The organism is Roseibium denhamense (assembly GCF_009711415.1).
Classification (GTDB): Bacteria; Pseudomonadota; Alphaproteobacteria; order Rhizobiales; family Stappiaceae; genus Roseibium; species Roseibium denhamense.
Genome location: NZ_SMLZ01000107.1, coordinates 76475 through 96582, shown reverse-complemented (window position 1 = coordinate 96582; position 20108 = coordinate 76475). Strand labels below are relative to the sequence as shown.

The following is a 20108-nucleotide window of genomic DNA, read 5'->3' as shown; positions in this document are numbered from 1 at the left end:
CTATTTCCCATCCCTGGGCGCCCCTGTTTCTGCGGGGCCCCTGCATTCTTACAAACTGGATGGTCTCCTTGAGCCTGCAGCTGCAGGGATGGCGACGAGGGCAAAGGCAGCACCCCATGAAAATCGCGGTTGTCTCGGACATTCATGGCAACGTTCTCGCTCTAGAGGCCGTTCTAGCCGACCTGAAATCCGAGGCGCCTGACCTTGTTGTTAATCTGGGGGACTGCGTTTCCGGACCGCTCTGGCCGGAAGATACGGCTGCGATCCTAAGAGATACGGCTTGGCCGACCATACGCGGCAATCATGACCGGATCGTCCTTGAAGACCCGATCGAGAAAATGGGGCCGACGGATGCCTTTGCGGCAGAACGGCTTTCCTCCGAGAGCATCAATTGGCTCAAGACGGCAAAACCAACAATCCGGTTGGACGGCGAGATCTTCCTATGTCATGGCACCCCGGACAATGACGACCGGTATTTGACCGAAAAAGTCGAGGGGCCAAAGGGTCATTTGCCGGACGAAGAGACTTTGCTGGCTGAGCTCAAGGGCGAAAAGTCCCCGATCATTTGTTGCGGGCACACCCACATTCCGCGCGTTATCCGGCTCCAAAAAACCGGTCAAACCCTTCTCAATCCGGGGAGCGTTGGCCTTCCGTCGTATGAGGACGACCATCCGAACAAACACAAGATGGAGGCCGGCAGCCCGCATGCCCGCTATGCTGTCATGACCAAGTCTGAGCGCGGTTGGTCTTTTCAGGAAAAGATCCTTCCCTATGATTGGGATGCGGCCTCAAAGGAAGCTGAAAAAAATGGCAGGCTCGGCTGGGCCCGCGCTCTTAAACATGGATTTTTCGGGCCGTTGTCCTGAAACCACTCACACCTTTACCCAGAGACCAGAATACGCCCCATGAAAATTGCTGACACCGACATTTTGCTGGTTCCAGGTTACGGCCAGACGCTCCCAGGGCACTGGATTTTGCGCTGGGAAAACAAGATGCCGACCGCCCGTATCGTGAGGCAAGCGGAGCTTCACACGCCTTCGAAAAAGGCATGGCTGGAAAAGCTGGTTGAAGATGTGGAAGCGGCCAAACGGCCGGTGGTTCTTGTGGCCCACTCGCTTGGCTGCGTTCTGGTGGCCCATGGAGCCCATGCCCTGAAAGACAAGGTATTGGGTGCCTACCTTGTCGCCCCTTCGGACTGGGACCGCGAAGGGCTTGTGGCAGAATTCGATGGCGGCGACTTCAAGCCGGTGCCACAGGATCCCCTGCCCTTCCGCAGTCATCTCGTGGCGAGCCGCAATGACCCCTATTGTGATTTTGCCCGTGCCGAGGCCTTCGCAAAGGCGTGGGGAGCAACGTTTCAGGATGCCGGCAATGCGGGGCATATCAATCTGGAAAGCGGGCACGGCCTCTGGCCGGAGGGCATGATGTCTTTCGCCGGGTTTATGAAAAAACTCGGCTAGATCAAGCGGCGGTAAATCGCATTCGGTTTACGCCTCAAAACTGATCGATACTTGATGACCGGGCATCCTTGGGTGTTTCCCGCAATTGCCCGATCCTCTCAAGAAGTGCCCACGCCAGGTCTCAAAGGCCCTCGACTTCCCGCAAAGCAGCCCTCGCCGAGTGATCCAGGAAAATCGTGTCGATGCCGTGCGAGATCAGGCGGTATCCCTGGCCGACAGCCTCGCGGACCTTGGCTTCATTGAGGCAGAAAATGCCGGCGATCTTTCCGGCTTCCGTCGCCTTTGCCGCAATGTCAGCGCAGGCTTTCGCGGTTTTCTCACCATTGGGGTCGAGACGGCGGCCATGCGTTAGGGCAAGCGACAAATCACTCGGCCCGACAAACACGCCATCAAGGCTCTCCACCGCCAGGATATCATCCAGTGCATCAATCGCCTCCTGCGTTTCGATCATGGCGAATGCCAGTGTTTGATCGTTGGCGTTTTGAAGATATTGATCGCTGGTCTGGCGGCTGAGCATGGCAGCCCGGAACGGAGACCAGCTGCGCTGGCCGCGCGGGGGATACTTGACCGCATCGGCAAAGGCTTGCGCCTCTTCCTTGGAATTCACCATCGGTGCGATCAAACATTCCGCGCCCATATCAGCCAGCCGCCCCGTCAGGGCGAGATCCCCGACCGGAAGACGGACGATACGGTTGCTCCCGGCCAATGCAATGAGCGCCAGCGCCTCGCAAGCGCTGTTGAAATCATACATTCCGTGTTGCAGATCGAGAGTGACCGCTTCATAGCCGCTTCGCGCGAAGAGTTCGGCAATCATGGGAGCGGGAAGCAGCGACCATCCCGTGATAACAGTTTTTCCGGCCCGCAGCTTGTCCGCGAGAAACGTTGCCTTCGCCATGATCTTCTCCCTTATGCATTTCCAGGCATTTGACCGGCACTCCGGCACAACTACAAGTCCTCAAAACGCAAAAAGCGCCCACCGTTGCCGGCAGGCGCTTTCATTCGGATTGCCGAAGAAGCTTAGCCTTCGTTTTGCAGCTGCGTGACAGCGGTTGCCATCAGTTCGTCCATTGTACGGCGGATCTGATGATCGGACTGCTCAATGCTGTTTGAATCGAAATCGGCGCGGATCTTACGGAACACATCCTCATCGCCCGGCTCTTCAAAGTCCGCACGGACAACTTCCTTGGCATATTCTTCCGCCTTCTCGCCCTCATGGCCGAGGAGACCGGCCGCCCACAGGCCCAGCAGTTTGTTGCGGCGCGCGGTCGCCTTGAACCGCAGCTCCTCGTCATGCGCGAATTTGTTTTCAAATCCCTGCTCGCGCTTGTCGAATGTGCTCATACCTATCGTCTCCTGAACTGCGCTTGTGCACGCCCCCTATATGGGGGTGATTTGGTCTCTTGCATATCCCTCACTGGCGGTTAAATCAACGCAGTTGGTCAAATCCATGCACCAAAAGCAGACCGGGCATGCGGGGCGGCACCAAACATAAGATTGTACTTTTTCCAAGCTTCGGGTAAGTTCCGCGCCGCCGATCGGGGTTGGTGACCTGATCAAGGCTTGCTGGTCGACGGCGAGAAACGTCCCGGAAGCCGATCTTGAAGGTCATGGACCCATGCAGAATTTATCTCAAGACATAGTACGGAACTGCCTATGAACCGCCGCCGGCGCATCTACGAAGGAAAAGGCAAGATCATCTATGAAGGTCCGGAGCCGGGAACCCTGGTTCAGCATTTCAAGGATGACGCCACCGCCTTCAATAACAAGAAACATGAGATTGTTGACGGAAAGGGTGTCCTGAACAACCGCATTTCCGAATACATCTTCAATCATTTGAATGCGATCGGGATCCCGACTCACTTCATCCGGCGCATGAATATGCGCGAGCAGCTGATCCGCGAAGTGGAGATCATTCCGCTCGAGGTTGTCGTGCGCAATGTTGCAGCAGGATCCATTGCCAAGCGGCTCGGCCTCGAAGAAGGCACGCAGCTGCCGCGCTCGATCATCGAATTCTACTACAAGAATGATGAACTAGACGATCCCATGGTGGCCGAAGAGCACATCACTGCCTTTGGCTGGGCAACTCCCCAGGAACTCGACGACATCATGGCACTGGCCATTCGGGTGAATGACTTCTTGTCTGGTCTGTTCCTTGGTGTTGGCATCCGCCTGGTTGATTTCAAGATCGAATGCGGCCGCCTTTTTGAAGGCGATATGATGCGCATCGTCGTCGCTGACGAAATCTCACCGGACAGCTGCCGTCTTTGGGACATCGAGACCAACGACAAGATGGACAAGGACCGCTTCCGCCGCGACATGGGCGGCATGCTTGAAGCCTATCAGGAAGTTGCCCGGCGCCTGGGGATCATCGTGAGCCAGGAACGCCCGGTCGGTTCCGGCCCGACACTGGTACAGTGAGACCTGCAGGACCCGCCCCCGCCGTCTGAAAAAGATTGGCGGGGGTTTTTTATTCACAATTGTTCTGGGCCTTTCAGAACTGGTCTGGCTGGTGTATGGAGCCAGCAAATGGCCCGGTCAGTTGCTACGGAGACTATACAAAATGAAAGCACGTGTGATCGTCACCTTGAAAAACGGTGTGCTCGATCCTCAGGGAAAAGCCATTGAAGGTGCGCTTGGCGGCCTTGGATTCGGCGATGTTGGCTCCGTCCGCCAAGGCAAGGTGTTCGATGTCGAACTAACGGGCTCCGATGAAGCCGCTGCAAAGGCTGAGCTTGAACAGATGTGTGAGAAGCTGCTCGCCAACACCGTCATCGAGAACTACGCAATCGAAATCGCCTGACGCCAAACACAAGCAGGGCCGGGCAGTGAACGACGACACGCGCAAAGCCATAAAGTTCATGGCGCTCAAAGCGGCGGTCTTCATTTTACTGCCAGCCTGTGCGGCTCTGATCGCCGTCCTTGTACTGCTCTAGACCAGCTGAGACATAGTCCATGAAAACCGCTGTCATCGTCTTCCCAGGCTCCAATCGCGACCGCGACATGTTCCACGCTTTGGAACTGATCAGCGGAACACGCCCCGAAAGCGTCTGGCATACCGAAGCGACATTGCCGGATGTTGACCTCGTCGTTGTTCCGGGCGGTTTTTCCTATGGTGACTATCTCCGCTCCGGGGCCATTGCGGCCCGCTCGCCGATCCTGAAAGACCTCGTTGCGAAGGCGAACAGCGGCGTCTCGGTACTGGGTGTCTGCAATGGCTTCCAGATCCTCACCGAGGCCGGTTTGCTGCCGGGTGCATTGATGCGCAATGCCGGCCTGACTTTCGTCTGCCGGGAAGTGATGATGGAGACGGTGAATACCGCAACGCGTTTTTCAAAGAAGTTTGAAAAAGGTCAGGTATGGCGGTGTCCGGTCGCGCATCATGACGGCAATTACTTTGCGGATGCGGAAACACTGAAACAGGTAGAAGACAACGGACAAGTGGTCTTCCGCTATGCCAACGGAACCAATCCGAACGGATCCATCAACGATATTGCCGGGGTCATGAACGCCAAGGGCAATGTACTTGGGATGATGCCGCATCCGGAGAACCTTGTGGAGCCGCTGCATGGCGGGCTCGATGGACGCACACTCTTCGAAAGCGTGCTGGACGCAGCCTGAACCGGCCTTTACGCTGAAGACTGCCGGGCAAACTGGATCCGGCAGTTGTCTCAAGGCGCTTACATTCATGACTGATTTCAAACTCGACCCGGAAACCCGCACCAAACTCAGTAATGAGATCCGGCGCTATCTGGACGAGGAACTTGAAATAGGTATCGGCAACATGGATGCCGACATGCTGATTGAATTCATCAGCGAGCATCTTGGCGCCCATTTTTACAATCTGGGCCTCAAAGATGCGCAGGCGTTGATTGCGCGGCGCGCCGATGACATTGCCGATGAACTCTATGCAATGGAAAAACCGGTCCGCGAGTAGACCGAACGCGCTACATCCTTATCGGGTCATACTCAATTCCAGCGCCGTCACCGGTCGCCCATACCACCTTCCCCGTCCGATCCGGCAGCCCCTTCCGGGAAATCCGGACCTCCATGCCGACCGTGAGGTCGTCAAGTGGGTGTAAACCGAGTCCTTCATCCGTCTCATCGCGAAGACGGACACGAAACCTGCGGCCATCAGCAATCAGCTCCGCGCGCTCACCATTGACCTTCCGCCGCAACGCCCTGCGCCGCTCATTCAGATCATTGGTCATCGACTTCAGAAACTCCTCGACAGCTTCGAAAAGCTCGGACGAAATGTTTCTGACCTCGGAGCTGGCCTCGTTGACTGCGGCTGCTTCCTGCGCCGTTGAGCCTATGGCCTGTGATGCCTGAGTGACATTTTCAAGAACCACATGCGTCCCGTCAGCGGCAATCGAAATACTCTTGGTGATTTCTTCGGTAGCAAGCCTCTGATCTCCAACAGCCTCCGTTATCGAGGTGGCCATTGATTGGACCTTCTCGATGGCGGCAACGATCTTGCGAATGGAAGCCAGCGATTCCTGTGTCAGCGACTGGACGCCGGTAATCTGGTCTTCAATCTCTTCCGTTGCCTTCGACGTCTGCTCGGACAGCGCCTTCACTTCGGACGCAACAACGGCAAAGCCCTTGCCGGCTTCTCCGGCACGCGCCGCCTCGATGGTTGCGTTCAAGGCCAAGAGGTTCGTTTGTGCCGCAATGTCACGGATCATCGACACCACAGCGCCAATCCGCTCGGCTGCCCCGGCAAGCCCTGTCACCTGTTCATCGGTTTCCGTGGCAAGATCAGTGGCTTCGTCGATGATGCCGCCCGTCTTCGTTGACTGATTGACGATTTCACCAATCGAAGCGGTCAACTCCTCGGCAGCAGACGCAACGGTCTGAACACTGCCTGAAGACTGTTCTGTCGCCTGGTTTGCATGCCCCGCACGTTCCGCGGCAAGGGCGGCTATCTCGTCCACATTGGCCGCGCTCTGGAGCATGACGTCAGTTTTTTCCGATACCCGCCGGACAGCATCGCCAATTGCGCCTTGGAAAGTGCCGATCAGTTTATCGACGTGGTTCTGCCGGTCGCGCTCCTTGGCACGGTCAAGTACATCCTTTTCTTCCAATTCCGCCCGTTTTTTCACGCTCTCGCGGAAATACTCCACGGTCAGGGTCATCGCATCGATTTCATCGCGCCCTTTGTTCGGCGGCAGCGCCACATCCACGTCCCCTTGGGCGAGCCGCTGCATGGCATTTGCCAGGCTGTTCAGCCTTTTGGTCATGCCCCTTGATACAAGCAGCCCGGCCAATCCCGCAAGCACAGCAAAGGCGCCCGAGATGAGGAGCAAGCGCCAGCCAAGGTCAGTCAGGGCGGCTTCGACCTCGGCATTTTCCTGCGTCACGACAACTGCATAGGAGCGGCCGAAGAGCGAAAACGGTTTTATGGCCGCCGATACTGCAGTCCCTTCGAAATCCGGCAGTGTGATGAAACCTTGGCCGCCGGAGAAAGCGTTTTTGAGCTCCATCCGGTCAAGGGCGTCACTGTTCAGTTCGCTTGCTTGAGGTGTGCGCGCGCTGTCATTTTGAATGAGCCCATTGGCATTGAGCCAAAACACGTTTCCCGTCTCGCCAAGGCCGGCATACCGCGCCAACCCCTCCGAAAGCTTGGCCGTGGGCATATGAACGGCTAAAACCCCAATTGTCTTGCGTCCAATTGTGACCGGAACCGCCATCATGGAGATTGGCGAACCGCCCGCTGCCGCATAATTTTCAAGGTCCAGCATGTACGTTTCGTCCGGTTGACTTGAAACAGCCATCTCAAATACCTTGGCAATCGGGGTTTCCGGCCAGTCCCCGGAGCGCAAATTGACGGCAAAATCATCAAACTTCTTGACCGAATAGACGATGTTTCCGGCCATATCGATCATCACCAGATCGCCGTAACCGTTTTCGCTCATGATCCTGCGAAGCAACGGATGGTAGGTTTTGTGGGACCGGTCATACGGCTTACGTCCTGCGCGCACCAGTTCATCGCGCTGCCCGGCCGGGTGTTCATTGTTTGTGATGTAGACATCGCGCATGCGCTCTGAGGCTTGTGCACCCGCTTTTTCCCAGCCGCTTTCAAAGTCCGCCAGCGCCGCGCGCACCATTTGCCCCTCGGCGACGGAGACCAGCTGGTTGGATATTGATGTCAATTGGGCAACGAGCGCTTCCTTGTGGCTGACGGACAACGCCGCAAGCCGCTCTGCCGTCTGGGCGCGGACAACCGCACCACCAGAAAGATAACTGGCGAACCCCACAGCGGCAGAGCAGGTGAGCCCGAGACCGACAATGATTATCGGAAGTTTCTTGGCAATCTTCATTGAAAACCCCAGCGGTTGACGCCGTCCCGGTCACACCGGCGGTAATACTGCGCGCTCACAGTTTTTCGACATTCACACCAAAGGTAATGGCACCAATCGGCTCGCCGCTGTCAGGGTCCGTGATCGACAGGCTGACCTGGCTTTGCAAAAGCTGTGTCGAATCGTCTTGTTCCAGTTCACCAATCAGAATAGCCCCGGCGCCCTTGCCGTAGGTATCCTGCCATTTGGCCTCGTCACCCTGCCAATAGTCCGAAGTAACGTCGCTCTGCCCCACATTGAGGCCCTTTGCATCCATGACAAAAATCTCTGTAAAAAGGCCATCGCTGCTGTCTTGAATATCCAACAGGTGCAGCGACAACTCATTGTCGAGGACTTCATCGATCATGGGTTGGTCATTGGAATCGAGTTCCGACCGCCAAGCGGTGTCCAGTGCATCAATCTGCGCCTGATCAAACGCGGCGGTCTCCGTGTTACGGGCCTTTACAGCGGCAACGACGATGTCTGAGCCCGCAATCTCGGCCATCTGACTGTTGGCAAGGGCAGTGAGTTCGGCTTCGAACTCGTTTGCAAAAGCCGGAGAACCGGCAATAAGAAGACCTGCAGCACAGGCTAACGTTCTAAAGTTCATGGTCGCACCTCCAGGCTGATCACACCAAAGGCTGCGGTAAAGGAGTTAAAAATATGCAACTATTAATTGCATCAGTCCTGACAATGTAGGGACTACAGAGGCCAATTTATATTGAGGTGGGCGGATTACACGGCTGTGCTCAAGCGGGCCGCAGTGGTTAGGACGCGGCCCTTGCTCCGCGGGGCGGAACACCGAACCGTTTTGAATAGGCCCGAGAAAACGCCGCCGGACTGGAAAAGCCGCACAGATTGGCAACAGACTTGACCTGCCGTCCGCTTTCCAATTCCTCCCGCGCGATCTCCAGCCGCCAGCTTGCAAGATAGCCCATGGGCGTCACGCCCACCAAATCCTTGAACGTAACCGCAAATTGCGTGCGGGACATGCCGGCGGTCTGAGCCAGTTTCTCCAGGCTCCATGCCTCAGCCGGAGCTTCATGTATCCCAACGAGAGCTTCGGCAATTCTCGGGTGGGCGAGGCCATTCAGCAATCCGGTATTCACTTTTCCCTCTGCCATTGCATGGCGCAAAAGCCGGATAACGACGACCTCGCACAACCGCTGAAAAACGGCCTGACCGCCACATCGGGGCATCACGACTTCCTCGATCAGCGGCGTGACCACCGCTTGCAGATACGGATCGTCGGACAATTCAACAGACAAGCAATCGGGAAGTGCGGAGATCAGTTGTTTGCCCACCCCGGATATGGCGATTCGCGCAGAAACCTTGACACGTTCATCCGGCCGCGGCGCAAGACCGGTGAACGCACGGTCGTCTTCGTTATCCGTCGGGCAAAGGATCAGCCGTTGGGTCTTGGCCGGTGTTTCACAGACCCATAGCAAGGCGGTTTCGCAATCCGGATCCGATAACGCCGATTGGCTGACTTGAACTCTTAAACGGTCGATCAATGAGGACAAGCGGTCGAGTTTGCCATTGAAGGATGTGCGGTAAGGCACCTGCATTTCCGTACCCCGGATCATATTTAATGCACGATATAATTTCAATCGTTCGATACTCTAAGCGCATCGCAACGGAAATGGAAACCCCTTTCCAGTAATCGCCAAGGAAGCAAAATGCTTATCCCACGCCAAAAGGTCCCTGCCCTTCAGGTCGAAACACTGACATCCGGAACGTTTGATCTGGCCGAAGACGGAGCCGGCTTCGCCACCCTGGTTGTTTTCTATCGCGGACTGCACTGCCCGATTTGTGCGACCTATTTGAAGGAACTCGGCCGTCTGACAGCGGATTTTGCCGACAAAGGCGTCAAGACGATTGCCATTTCGTCGGACGACAAGGACCGCACTCAGCAAATGGCTGAAAAGGTCGGCATGGACGATTTGCGTTTCGGCTACGGCCTGCCGCTGAACGTTGCCAAAGCCTGGGGCCTGTTCATCTCCACCAGCCGCGGCACGACATCAATCGGCATCGAAGAACCGGCGCTGTTTTCCGAGCCCGGTGTCTTTCTCGTCAAACCGGACGGCAGTCTTTACTTTGCATCTGTCCAGACAATGCCTTTCGTCCGCCCGCATTTCCAAGAGATGATTGGTGCTTTGGATTTTGTTCAAAAGAACGACTACCCCGCGCGTGGCGAGTACACGGGCGAGGTCTAGGTCACGCGTTCATAGCGTGGCGTTTCCCAGGCAGACCCGGATACGGGTATCCGGGTCTGCTATTTCCGCGAAAACCAAGGCGTGCGGTGCACACACCTGCAGGCTCTGAAACGGTGCCGTGCAAGATATTTATTGCTGGCCCTGCCCGCCCCCTTGTGGAACCTTTGGATCTCTCCCATTTGCGGATAACGATCCTTTGGAACTCCCGAAATGACTTATCTGGAAATTCTGTTTGGCTTGGTGCTGCTGGTCGCCGGCGGCGATCTGCTTGTGCGCGGGTCTGTTGCGCTTGCCAAGCGCTTCGGCTTGTCCGAGCTGCTGATCGGCCTCGTTCTCGTTGGCTTCGGCACCTCAACCCCCGAACTCATGACCAGCATCTTTGCTGCGTCCAACGGCTCTGCGGGTATTGCAGTCGGCAACGTTGTCGGGTCAAACATCGCCAACATCCTGCTCATTCTCGGACTAACGGCGCTTGTCTTCCCGATCCGGGTTGAACCGGCTGCCTTGATGCGTGATGGGCCGGCCAACGGTCTGGCAGTCGTCGCCCTTATCGGCCTTGCGCTTTATGGAACCGTCGGCTTTTCCGCCGGCCTCGCCTTGCTGGCCGCGCTGAGCGCCTACCTGATCCTCACCTACCGGATGGAAAAAGGAACAAACTCGCCGTCCGCCGAACTCCACCAGAGCGAAACGGAGTTGATGCCGCCGATACCGGCAAAGCGCAATTTCGGGCTGGTGACAGACTTCGCGCTGGCCCTTGTGGGCCTTGTCATGATCCTTGCCGGTGCGCATTTCCTGGTGTCCGGTGCTGTCAGCCTGGCTCAGGCCGCAGGCGTCAGCGATGCCGTCATTGGCGTCACGATTGTTGCCGTCGGCACCTCTTTGCCCGAGTTGGTGACCTCGGTGATCGCAGCCCTCAAACGGCAAACAGATATCGCACTTGGAAACATCCTGGGCTCGAACCTCTTCAACATCCTTGGAATTCTCGGTTTGACGGCAGTTGTAACGCCCCTGACCATTCCGCCCGAAATTGTCCGGTTCGACATTTGGGTCTTGCTGGCCGCAACCGCCGGATTGCTGTGGTTTGCCATGAGCGGCTGGCGCATTTCGCGCCGGGAAGGTGCTGTCATGCTGGCAGCCTATGTGGCTTACACAGGCCTCGTCTTGAAGAATGCCCTTGGATGATAGCGGCCATCCGGTTTTCTTTGAGACGCAAGGCTCCCCAAGCGCGAAACAATCTGCTAAAGGGCGGCATCATTGCTTGCCCAATGCCGATTGCGGGCCAACCATAGCGGACAGACATGATCCCGAACGATATCAAGATCACCCCAGAGCTCATCGAATCCCACGGCCTGAAGCCGGACGAATATCAACGCATTCTGGACTTGATCGGCAGGGAGCCGACCTTCACCGAACTCGGCATTTTTTCGGCGATGTGGAATGAGCACTGCTCCTACAAATCCTCCAAGAAGTGGTTGAAGACCCTTCCCACGGAAGGGCCCCGTGTGCTGCAGGGGCCGGGCGAAAACGCAGGTGTTGTGGATATCGGCGACGGCCAGTGTGTTGTCTTCAAAATGGAAAGCCACAATCACCCGTCCTACATCGAGCCGTACCAGGGAGCAGCCACCGGTGTCGGCGGCATTCTTCGCGACGTCTTTACGATGGGGGCCCGTCCGGTCGCCGCCATGAATGCTCTGCGTTTCGGCGAACCCGATCATCCGCGGACCCGGCATCTGGTTTCCGGCGTGGTGTCCGGTGTCGGCGGATACGGCAACTCCTTCGGGGTGCCGACGGTTGGCGGTGAAGTGGAATTTCACGCCCGGTATAATGGCAACTGCCTTGTCAACGCTTTCGCAGCCGGCCTTGCCAAACACGACGGCATCTTCCTGTCCGAGGCCAAGGGCGTTGGTTTGCCGGTCGTTTATCTTGGTGCAAAGACCGGCCGCGACGGCGTTGGCGGCGCAACCATGGCCTCTGCCGAATTCGACGATACGATTGAAGAAAAACGCCCCACCGTTCAGGTGGGTGACCCGTTTACGGAAAAATGCCTTCTGGAAGCCTGCCTTGAACTCATGGAAACGGGCGCTGTCATTGCGATCCAGGACATGGGCGCTGCGGGTCTCACCTGCTCGGCCGTCGAAATGGGCGCCAAGGGCGACCTCGGGATTGAACTGAATCTCGACCAAGTGCCGGTCCGCGAAGACCATATGAGCGCCTACGAGATGATGCTGTCGGAAAGCCAGGAGCGCATGCTCATGGTTCTGGAGCCGGCCAAGGAAGCGCAAGCCGAGGCAATCTTCAAGAAGTGGGGCCTGGACTTTGCGATTGTCGGTGTCACTACAGACACACTCCGGTTTGTGGTCAAACATCAGGGCGACATCGTCGCGGATCTTCCGATCAAGGAGCTCGGCGACGAGGCTCCGGAATATGACCGTCCCTGGATCGAACCGAAAAAACGCCCGGTTCTGGCAGCTGAAGACGTGGCGGAGCCGGAAGACTATGCCGAAGCCTTGAAAAGGCTTGTCGGCAGCGCCAACGGCTCTTCCCGCCGGTGGGTCTATGAACAATATGACACGCTCATTCAGGGCAACTCGGCGGCAACACCCGGCGGAGATGCCGGTGTTATCCGGGTTGAGGGCACCAGGAAGGGCTTGTCTTTTTCCGTCGATGTCACGCCGCGTTACTGCGAGGCGGACGCATTTGAAGGCGGCAAACAGGCGGTCGCTGAAGTCTGGCGCAACCTGACGGCTGTCGGGTCGGAGCCACTGGCTGCAACGGACAACCTGAACTTCGGCAATCCCGAGCGCCCGGAAATCATGGGCCAGTTCGTGCATTGTATCAAAGGCATTGGCGAAGCCTGCCGGGAACTGGACTTCCCGATCGTCTCCGGCAATGTGTCGCTATACAACGAGACCCATGGCGAAGCGATCCTGCCGACCCCCGCGATTGGCGGTGTCGGTCTCCTGCCCGATGTCACGGTGCGGGCGGCCGCCTCCTTTGCCAAGGAAGGCGACGCCATTCTTGTGATCGGCGGACCGGGAACCCACTTGGGCGCGTCACAGTACCTGGCGGACGTTCTCGGCCGCGAGGAAGGCGCACCGCCTCCGGTTGATCTGGCTGCCGAGAAGCGCCGTGGCACAATTGTCCGTCAATTGATCGGCGGCGGACGTGTCACTGCCGTTCACGACATTTCATCGGGCGGGCTCGGTGTTGCCTTGGCAGAGATGGCCATGGCGTCGGGAATTGGCGCGACAGTATCCGTCGATGGTCCCGCACATGCTGCCTTGTTTGGTGAAGACCAAGGGCGTTATGTCGTCACAATAGATCCCGAACGCCTGGATGCGGTTCTGGAAGACGTGATCGATGCGGGCATCGAGGTCCAGCAGATCGGTACGACCGGCGGGACGGAATTGATTGTCGACGGCATTCTCACCATATCCGTTGCAAACTTGAAGAAAGCACACGAAGATTGGTTCCCAAGCTACATGACAACAGCCTGAGTCTATTGCTGTTTGGGAATTGAGGAAGAGGACTGACCCCCATGCCAATGAACGCGAATGAGATCGAGACCTTGATCAAGGAGGCACTGCCCGACGCTCAGGTCGAGATCCGGGATTTGGCCGGGGACGGTGATCACTATGCCGCCAATGTGGTCTCCGAAGCGTTTCGCGGGAAAAGCAGGGTCCAACAGCACCAGATGGTCTACGAGGCGCTCAAGGGCAACATGGGCGGCGAATTGCACGCTTTGGCCCTTCAAACCAAAGCGCCGGATTGAATTTCCGCACCGATGCAGTTTAAAACCTGCATACAGCGCCCATATACGGGATAATACGGATCTAAGACAGCCGGGCGAAACCGGCCGCCACAGCGGCAAAGGATATCACAATGAGCATCCAGGACTGGATCAAGAACGAAGTCGACACCAATGACGTTGTCCTGTTCATGAAGGGCACGCCGAACTTCCCACAATGCGGCTTCTCGGGCCAGGTGATCCAAATTCTCGATTACATTGGCGCTCCGTATAAAGGCATCAATGTCCTTGAAGACGACGAATTGCGTCAGGGCATCAAGGATTTCACGAACTGGCCGACAATCCCGCAGCTTTATGTGAAGGGCGAATTCGTTGGCGGTTGCGACATTATCCGCGAGATGTTCCAGAACCAGGAACTTCAAGGATTGCTGTCCGACAAGGGCGTAGACCTTCAGAAAAGCGCTTAAACCCTGTTAAAAACAACAGGTTCTAACGGGCGGTATGACCGCCCGTTTTTCGTTTTTGCGTCTGTGCATGGCTTATCCAACGTTAACCCGAATCATTTTCGGCAGAATTGTGGCCCGTCTCTCGGCAGGACTCTTCGAATCACCTAACATGAACACAAGGTGAATGCGGATTTCAAATTCGGTACAGGTGCGTTCCGCCATTCTCCGCCCCATGCAGAAGGCCCGATGCGTGTCGGGAGCCAGGACAAGGGACCGGGGACATGAACAAGATTGCAGTCACTTCGCTGACGATAGGCTTACTGGCTTTGACCGGGGGCACTTTCGCGCTGTCCGGAAATACGAACTCCGACAATTCCCTGCGCCGCGTCGACTGTCATGCCATCACAATGTTCACCCCCTCCAAGGCCAAGAGCGCGGAAGAGCTTTGCGAGAATTACGGCGGCGTCGCGGAACGGAATGCCGAGCCAAGCAAGCAAGGCCTGGTGATTTTGGTCCGGAACCAGCGGTATGGCGGCTTTGAAGGAGACGCGCAGTAAGCTCCGATCTGGCGTGATGCGCCGATACCGGCAAAAGGCCCGTTTCAAGCTGAGGGAGACCCGGCACGAACGGCAACCGCGTCCACCAATCCCGTGACATTATGAAGTTCAAGGGCGCCGAGCGGCTTGATGCCTTGGCCGGCCGTGCCCGCAACATCCTTGGTTGCCAGGATGCGGTGCCCGATCACCTTCCCATGATCCCCGAGGCGCGCGGCGATGTTCGCGGCACTGCCGATGACCGTGAAATCGAGACGTTCCCGCGATCCGACGTTGCCATAGGCAACCTCTCCAAAGGCAATACCGATCGCACACTCCAGCCGCCGGTCATCACCATCTGGCGGCGTCTCCAGTGCCTTTACGATGTTCTTGGCGCTTTCCAGGGCCTGCCGGCACGCCTTGGCGTGATCTGAACCCGCCGGGAAAATAGCAAGGACCGCGTCCCCGATGAATTTGAGCACTTCGCCATCATGTGCGTTAACGACATCGGTGGTGGTCTCGAAGAAACGATTGAGTTCGCGCATGTAATCCACCCGCCCGAGCTCCGTCTCAAGACGTGTTGAATGCCTCAGGTCGCAGAACAGGATCGCAGCGTCGATCACATCGCCATCCCCCCGCCGGATCTCACCGCCCAGCACTCTGGCACCAGTTCTTTTGCCCAGATATGTCTCCAGCAGCGACGTCGCGTTGGACGCAAGGGCAAACACCTCGAACAGGCGGCTGATCAGCGCAGAACACTCAAAGACAAGTCCCAGATTGGCGGTTGTAAAGCCTTTCGGGTGATCAGAAGCCAGTGTCATGACGTTGATCCGGCCATCCGAAAACGCCAAGGGCATGGCGACGTAGTCTGTCACACCTGCGGCCCGCAACTCCTCAATCACCGGGAAATTGAACTCCTGCGGGTTCGTGTCCAGCTTCTGGCGAATACCGCCAAGACCATCGGCGACATGGCGCAGGGGACTGTTCTGATACCGGGGGCTCTCGAGCAGGTCATAGGATGGATACCGGCTCTCAACCGTATCGCCATCCCGTGTCCAGACAATGTGCCGGCCCGCAATCATGGGATGAAGGGACCAAATGAGGATCGTCAGACGGCTCACGGCGATGCCATCTTGCACGAGTTTGCGCCCCAAAGCCGACAGAAGGCTTTCCGGTGTTTTTTCGAGCCATGCTTCCCGCAGCAGCCAATCCACCGTTGGCCCGGTAATGTTGCCGGTTTGAATTTCGGGTATCCGGCCGGCCGCTGTTTCGATCCGCGTCACCGCGGCTGGCGCAAAGGCAACATGGCCTTCAACCGCTTGCCCCTCAGGCAAGGCATGAAGGTATGACCATGCGGCTTTGGGAAACGTCTGATCTCCGGCCACAACATCGCTGTAATGCGCCGTGCCCTTGAACGGACAGAACGTCCGGTAGTCAGCCGACGGCACAAGTTTCGCCGTTACATCCTCTAGCGGAAAGTAAACAGCAGGCGGCAGGCGCGTCTCGTGCATGATCCGCGCCTTCGTCGACCGGGCGAGAAGCTGCGCGCCGTGCCAAGCCGTCACCTCGCCCTGCGCTGGCTCTACGAGAATACGGTAGTCGTTGGAGGTTTGCTGGGCACGTATGGTCATTGCAATCGGCTTACCTGCGTAGGATCAAGCGAAGACTACACCGGCACCGCACCGGCAAGCAGCCCGGCAATTTTCACATGGCCGTGACTGCTTATGGGGTTCCCTGGCTGTTTAAGCAGCCTGACAGCCCAGGACACCTTAACCTGTTATCCGGTGATCGCCTTCAGCTCCAGAAAGTCCTCCAGACCGAACTGTCCATATTCCCGTCCATTCCCCGACTGCTTATAGCCGCCAAACGGGACATCCCAGTCAGGGCTCGCACCGTTGATATAAACACTGCCGGCCCTGAGTTTGCGCGACACGCGTTTTGCACGCTCCGGGTCACCGGTTTGAACATACGCAGCAAGCCCATACGGCGTGTCATTTGCAATCGAGATTGCGTCTTCCTCGCTTTCAAACGGGATCATGACCAGCACGGGACCGAAAATTTCGTTTTGCGCAAGCGGCATTTCATTGGTCACATCCGCGAACACAGTCGGCCTGACATAGTAGCCCGTTTCCAGCCCCTCCGGCTTGCCCGGCCCGCCCGCGACCAGCCGGGCCCCGCTTGCAAGACCGCGCTCAATATGGCTTTGGATGGTCTGATACTGCCGGTCGCTGATCACCGGTCCGATATGATCACCGGTCTCCGCCGGGTCGCCGACCTGCGTGTTTCCGGCCGCCTCTCCGGCCAGGGCGGTCACCTTGTCATAGACACTGCGTTCAACCAGAAGCCGTGTTGGGGCATCGCAGGACTGGCCGGAGTTGGAAAAGCAGCTGGAAATGGAGAACTGAACGGCACTTTCTAGATCAGCGTCCGCGAACAGAATGTTTGGCGATTTGCCGCCCAGCTCAAGCGCAACTCTTTTGATGGTCGGCGCGGCGTTTTGGGACACTGAAATGCCAGCGCGCGTGGACCCGGTGAACGAAATCATGTCGATATCTGGATGGGACGAAAGTGCCATACCAACACCGGGGCCATCGCCATTTACCAGGTTGAAGACACCTGCCGGGCAGCCAGCCTCATGCAGGATCTCGGCAAACAGGAGTGCAGACAGCGGTGCAACCTCGCTTGGTTTCAAGATCATGGTGCATCCGGCCGCAAGAGCTGGAGCCACTTTGGCTGCAATCTGATTGATTGGCCAATTCCAGGGCGTGATCAACCCACATACGCCGATCGGTTCGGATCGGAGCAAGCTGCCCCCCCGCGGGCTTTTCCGCTCAAAAGAATGGGACTTCAAGGCCTCAAGCGTTGCCTGCAAATGGCCTGTTGCAGCAGGTGTCTGCTGTTCATTTGCAAATGTCTTCGGAGCCCCCATCTCCAAACGGATCGCCTCATCCATCTCCGGCGCCCGCCGGTCGCAGATAGAGATGATGCGCTCAAGAAGAGTGACGCGCTCCTCAACAGATGTCTCTGAAAACATCTCGAAGGCGGCGCGGGCCGCACTGACGGCCTTATCGACATCTTCTGCGTTCCCGAGCGATATGACAGCAACCGGTTGTTCGGTTGCCGGGTTAATCACTTCAAGATCATTAGGCATCACTGGAGCCACCCAGGCCCCATTGATGTAAAACTGACGTTTGTCGAGCATCGTGTCTTTCCGTCCCCGGTTACCGGCAGGAAGGTCTTTATTTCACAGATCTTGTCATCCGCAGCTACTCGGCGGCAAGGGCCTGACCGCGCTGGGGAACCACCTCATACCCGGTTTCTTCCGGCTCATCGTCATACATTTCTGCAGGAAAACCAGGGGCACGGACATCAAGTCCGGTCAGCACTTCAAGCCGCTTGATAATGTTGGGCGAGAGCTCCCGCGGGCCGAATTGATGGATACCGTCCTCGAAAATCTTCAGAACGAGCGGCGATAACTCAAGCGGAACCTGGTGCGCGTCTGCGATGGACTGGAACAGCCCCACATCCTTGGCAACCAGATCCATGGTGAAGGAAATGTCCCGTGATCCGTTCAAGATCACCTGACTTTCCGTTTCATGGACGAATGAGTTTCCTGAGGAAATCCGAATGGCCTCATAGGCCGTGTTGAGGTCCATGCCTGCTGCCTTGCAGGTCGTCAGAGCTTCGGCAAGGGACACGAGATTGGCTGTTGCAAGATAATTGGTGACCACCTTGAGGATCGATGCCGACCCGATATCCCCGGTATGAAGAACCCGGCGCCCCAGGACCGTTAGAAGCGGCAACACCTTTTCGAAGGTTGCTCGGGTACAGCCTGCAAAAATGGAAATATTGCCCGTCGCCGCCCGGTGGCAGCCGCCCGATACCGGGCACTCGATGGCCTCCCCGCCCTTGCCGATAACCAGCTGGGCAAGCCGCTTGGTTTCCTCGGCATCCGTGGTCGACATTTCCGCCCAGATCCTGCCCGGGCCGATCCCCTCCAGGATTCCATCAGGGCCCTCCACAACGGCCGCACATGCGGCCGGGCTCGGAAGACAGGTAATGATCACGTCGCAGGTTTCGGCAAGCGATCTCGGGGACGCCCCGCGCTTGGCCCCTTTGGCCGCAAAGGCATCGACCAGATCTTCATTGAGATCCAGAACTGTCAATTCATGGCCGTTGCGCAAGACACTTCCAGCAAGTTTGCCGCCAACATTTCCCAGACCGATGAACCCGATATGCATGTGTGCCCCATAAGATGTGCTGTAAGGATGGGGTCAATCGTGCCGGGACCGTAAAAACAAGTGAAACGATTTATTTGTAGCGGATTACATGGATTATTTTATAGATAGACAATGTCGCATTTACCGAACCTCCTGTGGCTGCGGAGCTTTGAAGCCGTCAGCCGCCTTGGCAGTTTTACAGCCGCCGGTGATGAGCTGGGCCTGACCCAAGCTGCCGTCAGCACCCATATCCGCGCGCTTGAAACCCAGCTGGGGCACGAACTTCTTGCCCGGAGTACCCGTAAACTCGATCTGACAGAGAGTGGGCGGGCTTACCTGCCCGCCGTCCGCAAGGCGCTCCAGGAGCTCAACCAGTCAACCCAGGCGCTCTTTGGCAAGCGGCTTAGTGGCAGCGTCACGATCCGCGCGCCCATCTCCTCGGCAGCCATGATCATCGCGCCCGCCTTGCCCGCTTTTCAGGAGGCCAACCCGCACCTCACCGTCAGGCTCTTATCCGCCATCTGGGCAGACACAGCACTTGATACCGACACTCAAATCGAAGTGCGCCTTGGAAATGGGGACTGGCCCGGATGTGTGGCTGAAAGACTGGGAACAAGTCATGCGGTTGCCGTATGCCATCCGGATCTCCTTCCCGAAACACCCTCGGTGGATGACCTCTTGAGCAAGCCGCTCATTCACATTCTCGGGTTTGAGAATCACTGGATGAGGTTCTGCGAAGCGGCCGCGCGCCCCTTGCCCGAAGACGCGCACAAAATCACAGTTGATACCTCCTTGGCCGCGATTGAGTATGCGGCGGCAAAGGGCGGCACCGCTCTCATCCTGGACAAGGTGGCAAACCGGCTTCAGGCAGATAATCGCCTCACCGTGCCAGTGGCTCTCAAAATCCCGATGGATCAAAGCCACTATCTGGTGCGGCGGGACAAGGCCCCTGCCCCGAGCGCAGCCGCCACGCTGACGGAAGCCTGGATACGGCAGCTGTTTGCGGATTAAGGCGGCGGACGTTTTGGGCGCAATCGCCAAGGATGCCCGGCGGGTGGTCTAGATCAGCGGGCGATAAATTGGACCCGACTTACCGCCCAAAGCTGATCGAATATTGAGTGATCGAGCATGGGGCGTTTTGACAAAA

Annotated in this window: 22 protein-coding genes; 14 read left to right on the top strand and 8 right to left on the bottom strand. The window is 57.4% G+C overall.

The genetic code is table 11. From position 1 onward, the window contains the following. Positions 1-116 precede the first annotated feature (116 nt). Complete coding sequence (locus E1180_RS10935) at positions 117-866, top strand: metallophosphoesterase family protein (RefSeq protein ID WP_155191216.1); 750 nt, start codon at positions 117-119, stop codon at positions 864-866. A gap of 39 nt (positions 867-905) precedes the next feature. Further along, entirely contained in the window at positions 906-1460 is a 555-nt protein-coding gene (locus E1180_RS10930) for an RBBP9/YdeN family alpha/beta hydrolase (protein ID WP_155191215.1), read from the top strand. Between the two features lie 121 nt (positions 1461-1581). Here the strand turns inward: E1180_RS10930 and E1180_RS10925 are convergent, their stop codons facing one another. Further along, complete coding sequence (locus E1180_RS10925; protein WP_155191214.1) at positions 1582-2355, bottom strand: HpcH/HpaI aldolase family protein; 774 nt, start codon at positions 2353-2355, stop codon at positions 1582-1584. 122 nt (positions 2356-2477) lie between these two features. Continuing rightward, positions 2478-2801 carry a DUF1476 domain-containing protein gene (locus E1180_RS10920; protein ID WP_155191213.1) on the bottom strand — a complete coding sequence of 108 codons (324 nt, stop codon included), beginning with the start codon at positions 2799-2801 and terminating at the stop codon, positions 2478-2480. Positions 2802-3113: 312 nt separating this feature from the next. Here E1180_RS10920 and purC point away from each other — a divergent pair, with 312 nt between their 5' ends. The 5 genes from purC to E1180_RS10900 all read left to right on the top strand — a co-directional run bounded on the left by purC (position 3114) and on the right by E1180_RS10900 (position 5394). Further along, entirely contained in the window at positions 3114-3878 is a 765-nt protein-coding gene (gene purC / locus E1180_RS10915) for a phosphoribosylaminoimidazolesuccinocarboxamide synthase (RefSeq protein WP_155191212.1), read from the top strand. 142 nt (positions 3879-4020) lie between these two features. Beyond that, complete coding sequence (gene purS, locus E1180_RS10910) at positions 4021-4260, top strand: phosphoribosylformylglycinamidine synthase subunit PurS (RefSeq protein ID WP_094071342.1); 240 nt, start codon at positions 4021-4023, stop codon at positions 4258-4260. Further along, positions 4169-4393 (top strand): phosphoribosylformylglycinamidine synthase-associated small membrane protein, encoded by a 225-nt coding sequence (locus E1180_RS22625; protein WP_280115240.1) that lies wholly within the window; start codon positions 4169-4171, stop codon positions 4391-4393. Before purS ends, E1180_RS22625 begins: the two co-directional genes overlap by 92 nt. 19 nt (positions 4394-4412) lie before the next feature. Further along, positions 4413-5078, top strand: a complete 666-nt coding sequence (gene purQ, locus E1180_RS10905; protein ID WP_155191211.1) for a phosphoribosylformylglycinamidine synthase subunit PurQ — start codon at positions 4413-4415, stop codon at positions 5076-5078. A 67-nt stretch (positions 5079-5145) separates the two neighbouring features. Further along, the gene (locus E1180_RS10900) at positions 5146-5394 is read left to right on the top strand and encodes a DUF2164 domain-containing protein (protein ID WP_155191210.1); all 249 of its coding nucleotides are present in this window, start codon (positions 5146-5148) and stop codon (positions 5392-5394) included. Positions 5395-5404: 10 nt separating this feature from the next. Here E1180_RS10900 and E1180_RS10895 read toward each other — a convergent pair whose 3' ends face one another. From E1180_RS10895 to E1180_RS10885, 3 genes are all read right to left on the bottom strand, one after another. Then, positions 5405-7780 carry a methyl-accepting chemotaxis protein gene (locus tag E1180_RS10895; protein WP_155191209.1) on the bottom strand — a complete coding sequence of 792 codons (2376 nt, stop codon included), beginning with the start codon at positions 7778-7780 and terminating at the stop codon, positions 5405-5407. A 55-nt stretch (positions 7781-7835) separates the two neighbouring features. Continuing rightward, on the bottom strand, positions 7836-8408 hold the full coding sequence (locus E1180_RS10890) for a hypothetical protein (RefSeq protein ID WP_155191208.1): 573 nt from the start codon (positions 8406-8408) through the stop codon (positions 7836-7838). Positions 8409-8565: 157 nt separating this feature from the next. Then, a complete protein-coding gene (locus E1180_RS10885) occupies positions 8566-9384 on the bottom strand; it encodes a helix-turn-helix domain-containing protein (RefSeq protein WP_208997075.1) in 819 nt (272 codons plus the stop codon). A gap of 93 nt (positions 9385-9477) precedes the next feature. Here E1180_RS10885 and E1180_RS10880 point away from each other — a divergent pair, with 93 nt between their 5' ends. The 6 genes from E1180_RS10880 (at position 9478) to E1180_RS10855 (ending at position 14765) form a co-directional block, all read left to right on the top strand. Continuing rightward, positions 9478-10014, top strand: coding sequence for a peroxiredoxin-like family protein (locus E1180_RS10880; RefSeq protein WP_155191207.1), 537 nt, complete (start codon positions 9478-9480; stop codon positions 10012-10014). 210 nt (positions 10015-10224) lie between these two features. Continuing rightward, entirely contained in the window at positions 10225-11196 is a 972-nt protein-coding gene (locus E1180_RS10875; protein WP_155191206.1) for a calcium/sodium antiporter, read from the top strand. A 116-nt stretch (positions 11197-11312) separates the two neighbouring features. Continuing rightward, the gene (gene purL / locus E1180_RS10870) at positions 11313-13511 is read left to right on the top strand and encodes a phosphoribosylformylglycinamidine synthase subunit PurL (protein ID WP_155191205.1); all 2199 of its coding nucleotides are present in this window, start codon (positions 11313-11315) and stop codon (positions 13509-13511) included. 41 nt (positions 13512-13552) lie between these two features. Then, entirely contained in the window at positions 13553-13786 is a 234-nt protein-coding gene (locus E1180_RS10865) for a BolA family protein (protein WP_155191204.1), read from the top strand. Positions 13787-13896: 110 nt separating this feature from the next. Further along, entirely contained in the window at positions 13897-14229 is a 333-nt protein-coding gene (grxD, locus tag E1180_RS10860; protein WP_155191203.1) for a Grx4 family monothiol glutaredoxin, read from the top strand. 260 nt (positions 14230-14489) lie between these two features. Continuing rightward, positions 14490-14765 (top strand): antitermination protein, encoded by a 276-nt coding sequence (locus E1180_RS10855; protein ID WP_155191202.1) that lies wholly within the window; start codon positions 14490-14492, stop codon positions 14763-14765. 44 nt (positions 14766-14809) lie between these two features. Here the strand turns inward: E1180_RS10855 and E1180_RS10850 are convergent, their stop codons facing one another. The 3 genes from E1180_RS10850 to E1180_RS10840 form a co-directional block, all read right to left on the bottom strand. Beyond that, positions 14810-16372, bottom strand: a complete 1563-nt coding sequence (locus E1180_RS10850; protein ID WP_155191201.1) for a DUF427 domain-containing protein — start codon at positions 16370-16372, stop codon at positions 14810-14812. Between the two features lie 146 nt (positions 16373-16518). Continuing rightward, entirely contained in the window at positions 16519-17943 is a 1425-nt protein-coding gene (locus E1180_RS10845; RefSeq protein WP_155191200.1) for an aldehyde dehydrogenase family protein, read from the bottom strand. Between the two features lie 64 nt (positions 17944-18007). Further along, positions 18008-18982, bottom strand: coding sequence for an NAD(P)-dependent oxidoreductase (locus E1180_RS10840; protein WP_155191199.1), 975 nt, complete (start codon positions 18980-18982; stop codon positions 18008-18010). A gap of 111 nt (positions 18983-19093) precedes the next feature. On the opposite strand from E1180_RS10840, the gene E1180_RS10835 reads away from it, so the two are divergent. Beyond that, positions 19094-19972, top strand: coding sequence for a LysR substrate-binding domain-containing protein (locus E1180_RS10835; protein WP_155191198.1), 879 nt, complete (start codon positions 19094-19096; stop codon positions 19970-19972). The last annotated feature ends 136 nt before the right edge of the window (positions 19973-20108 follow it).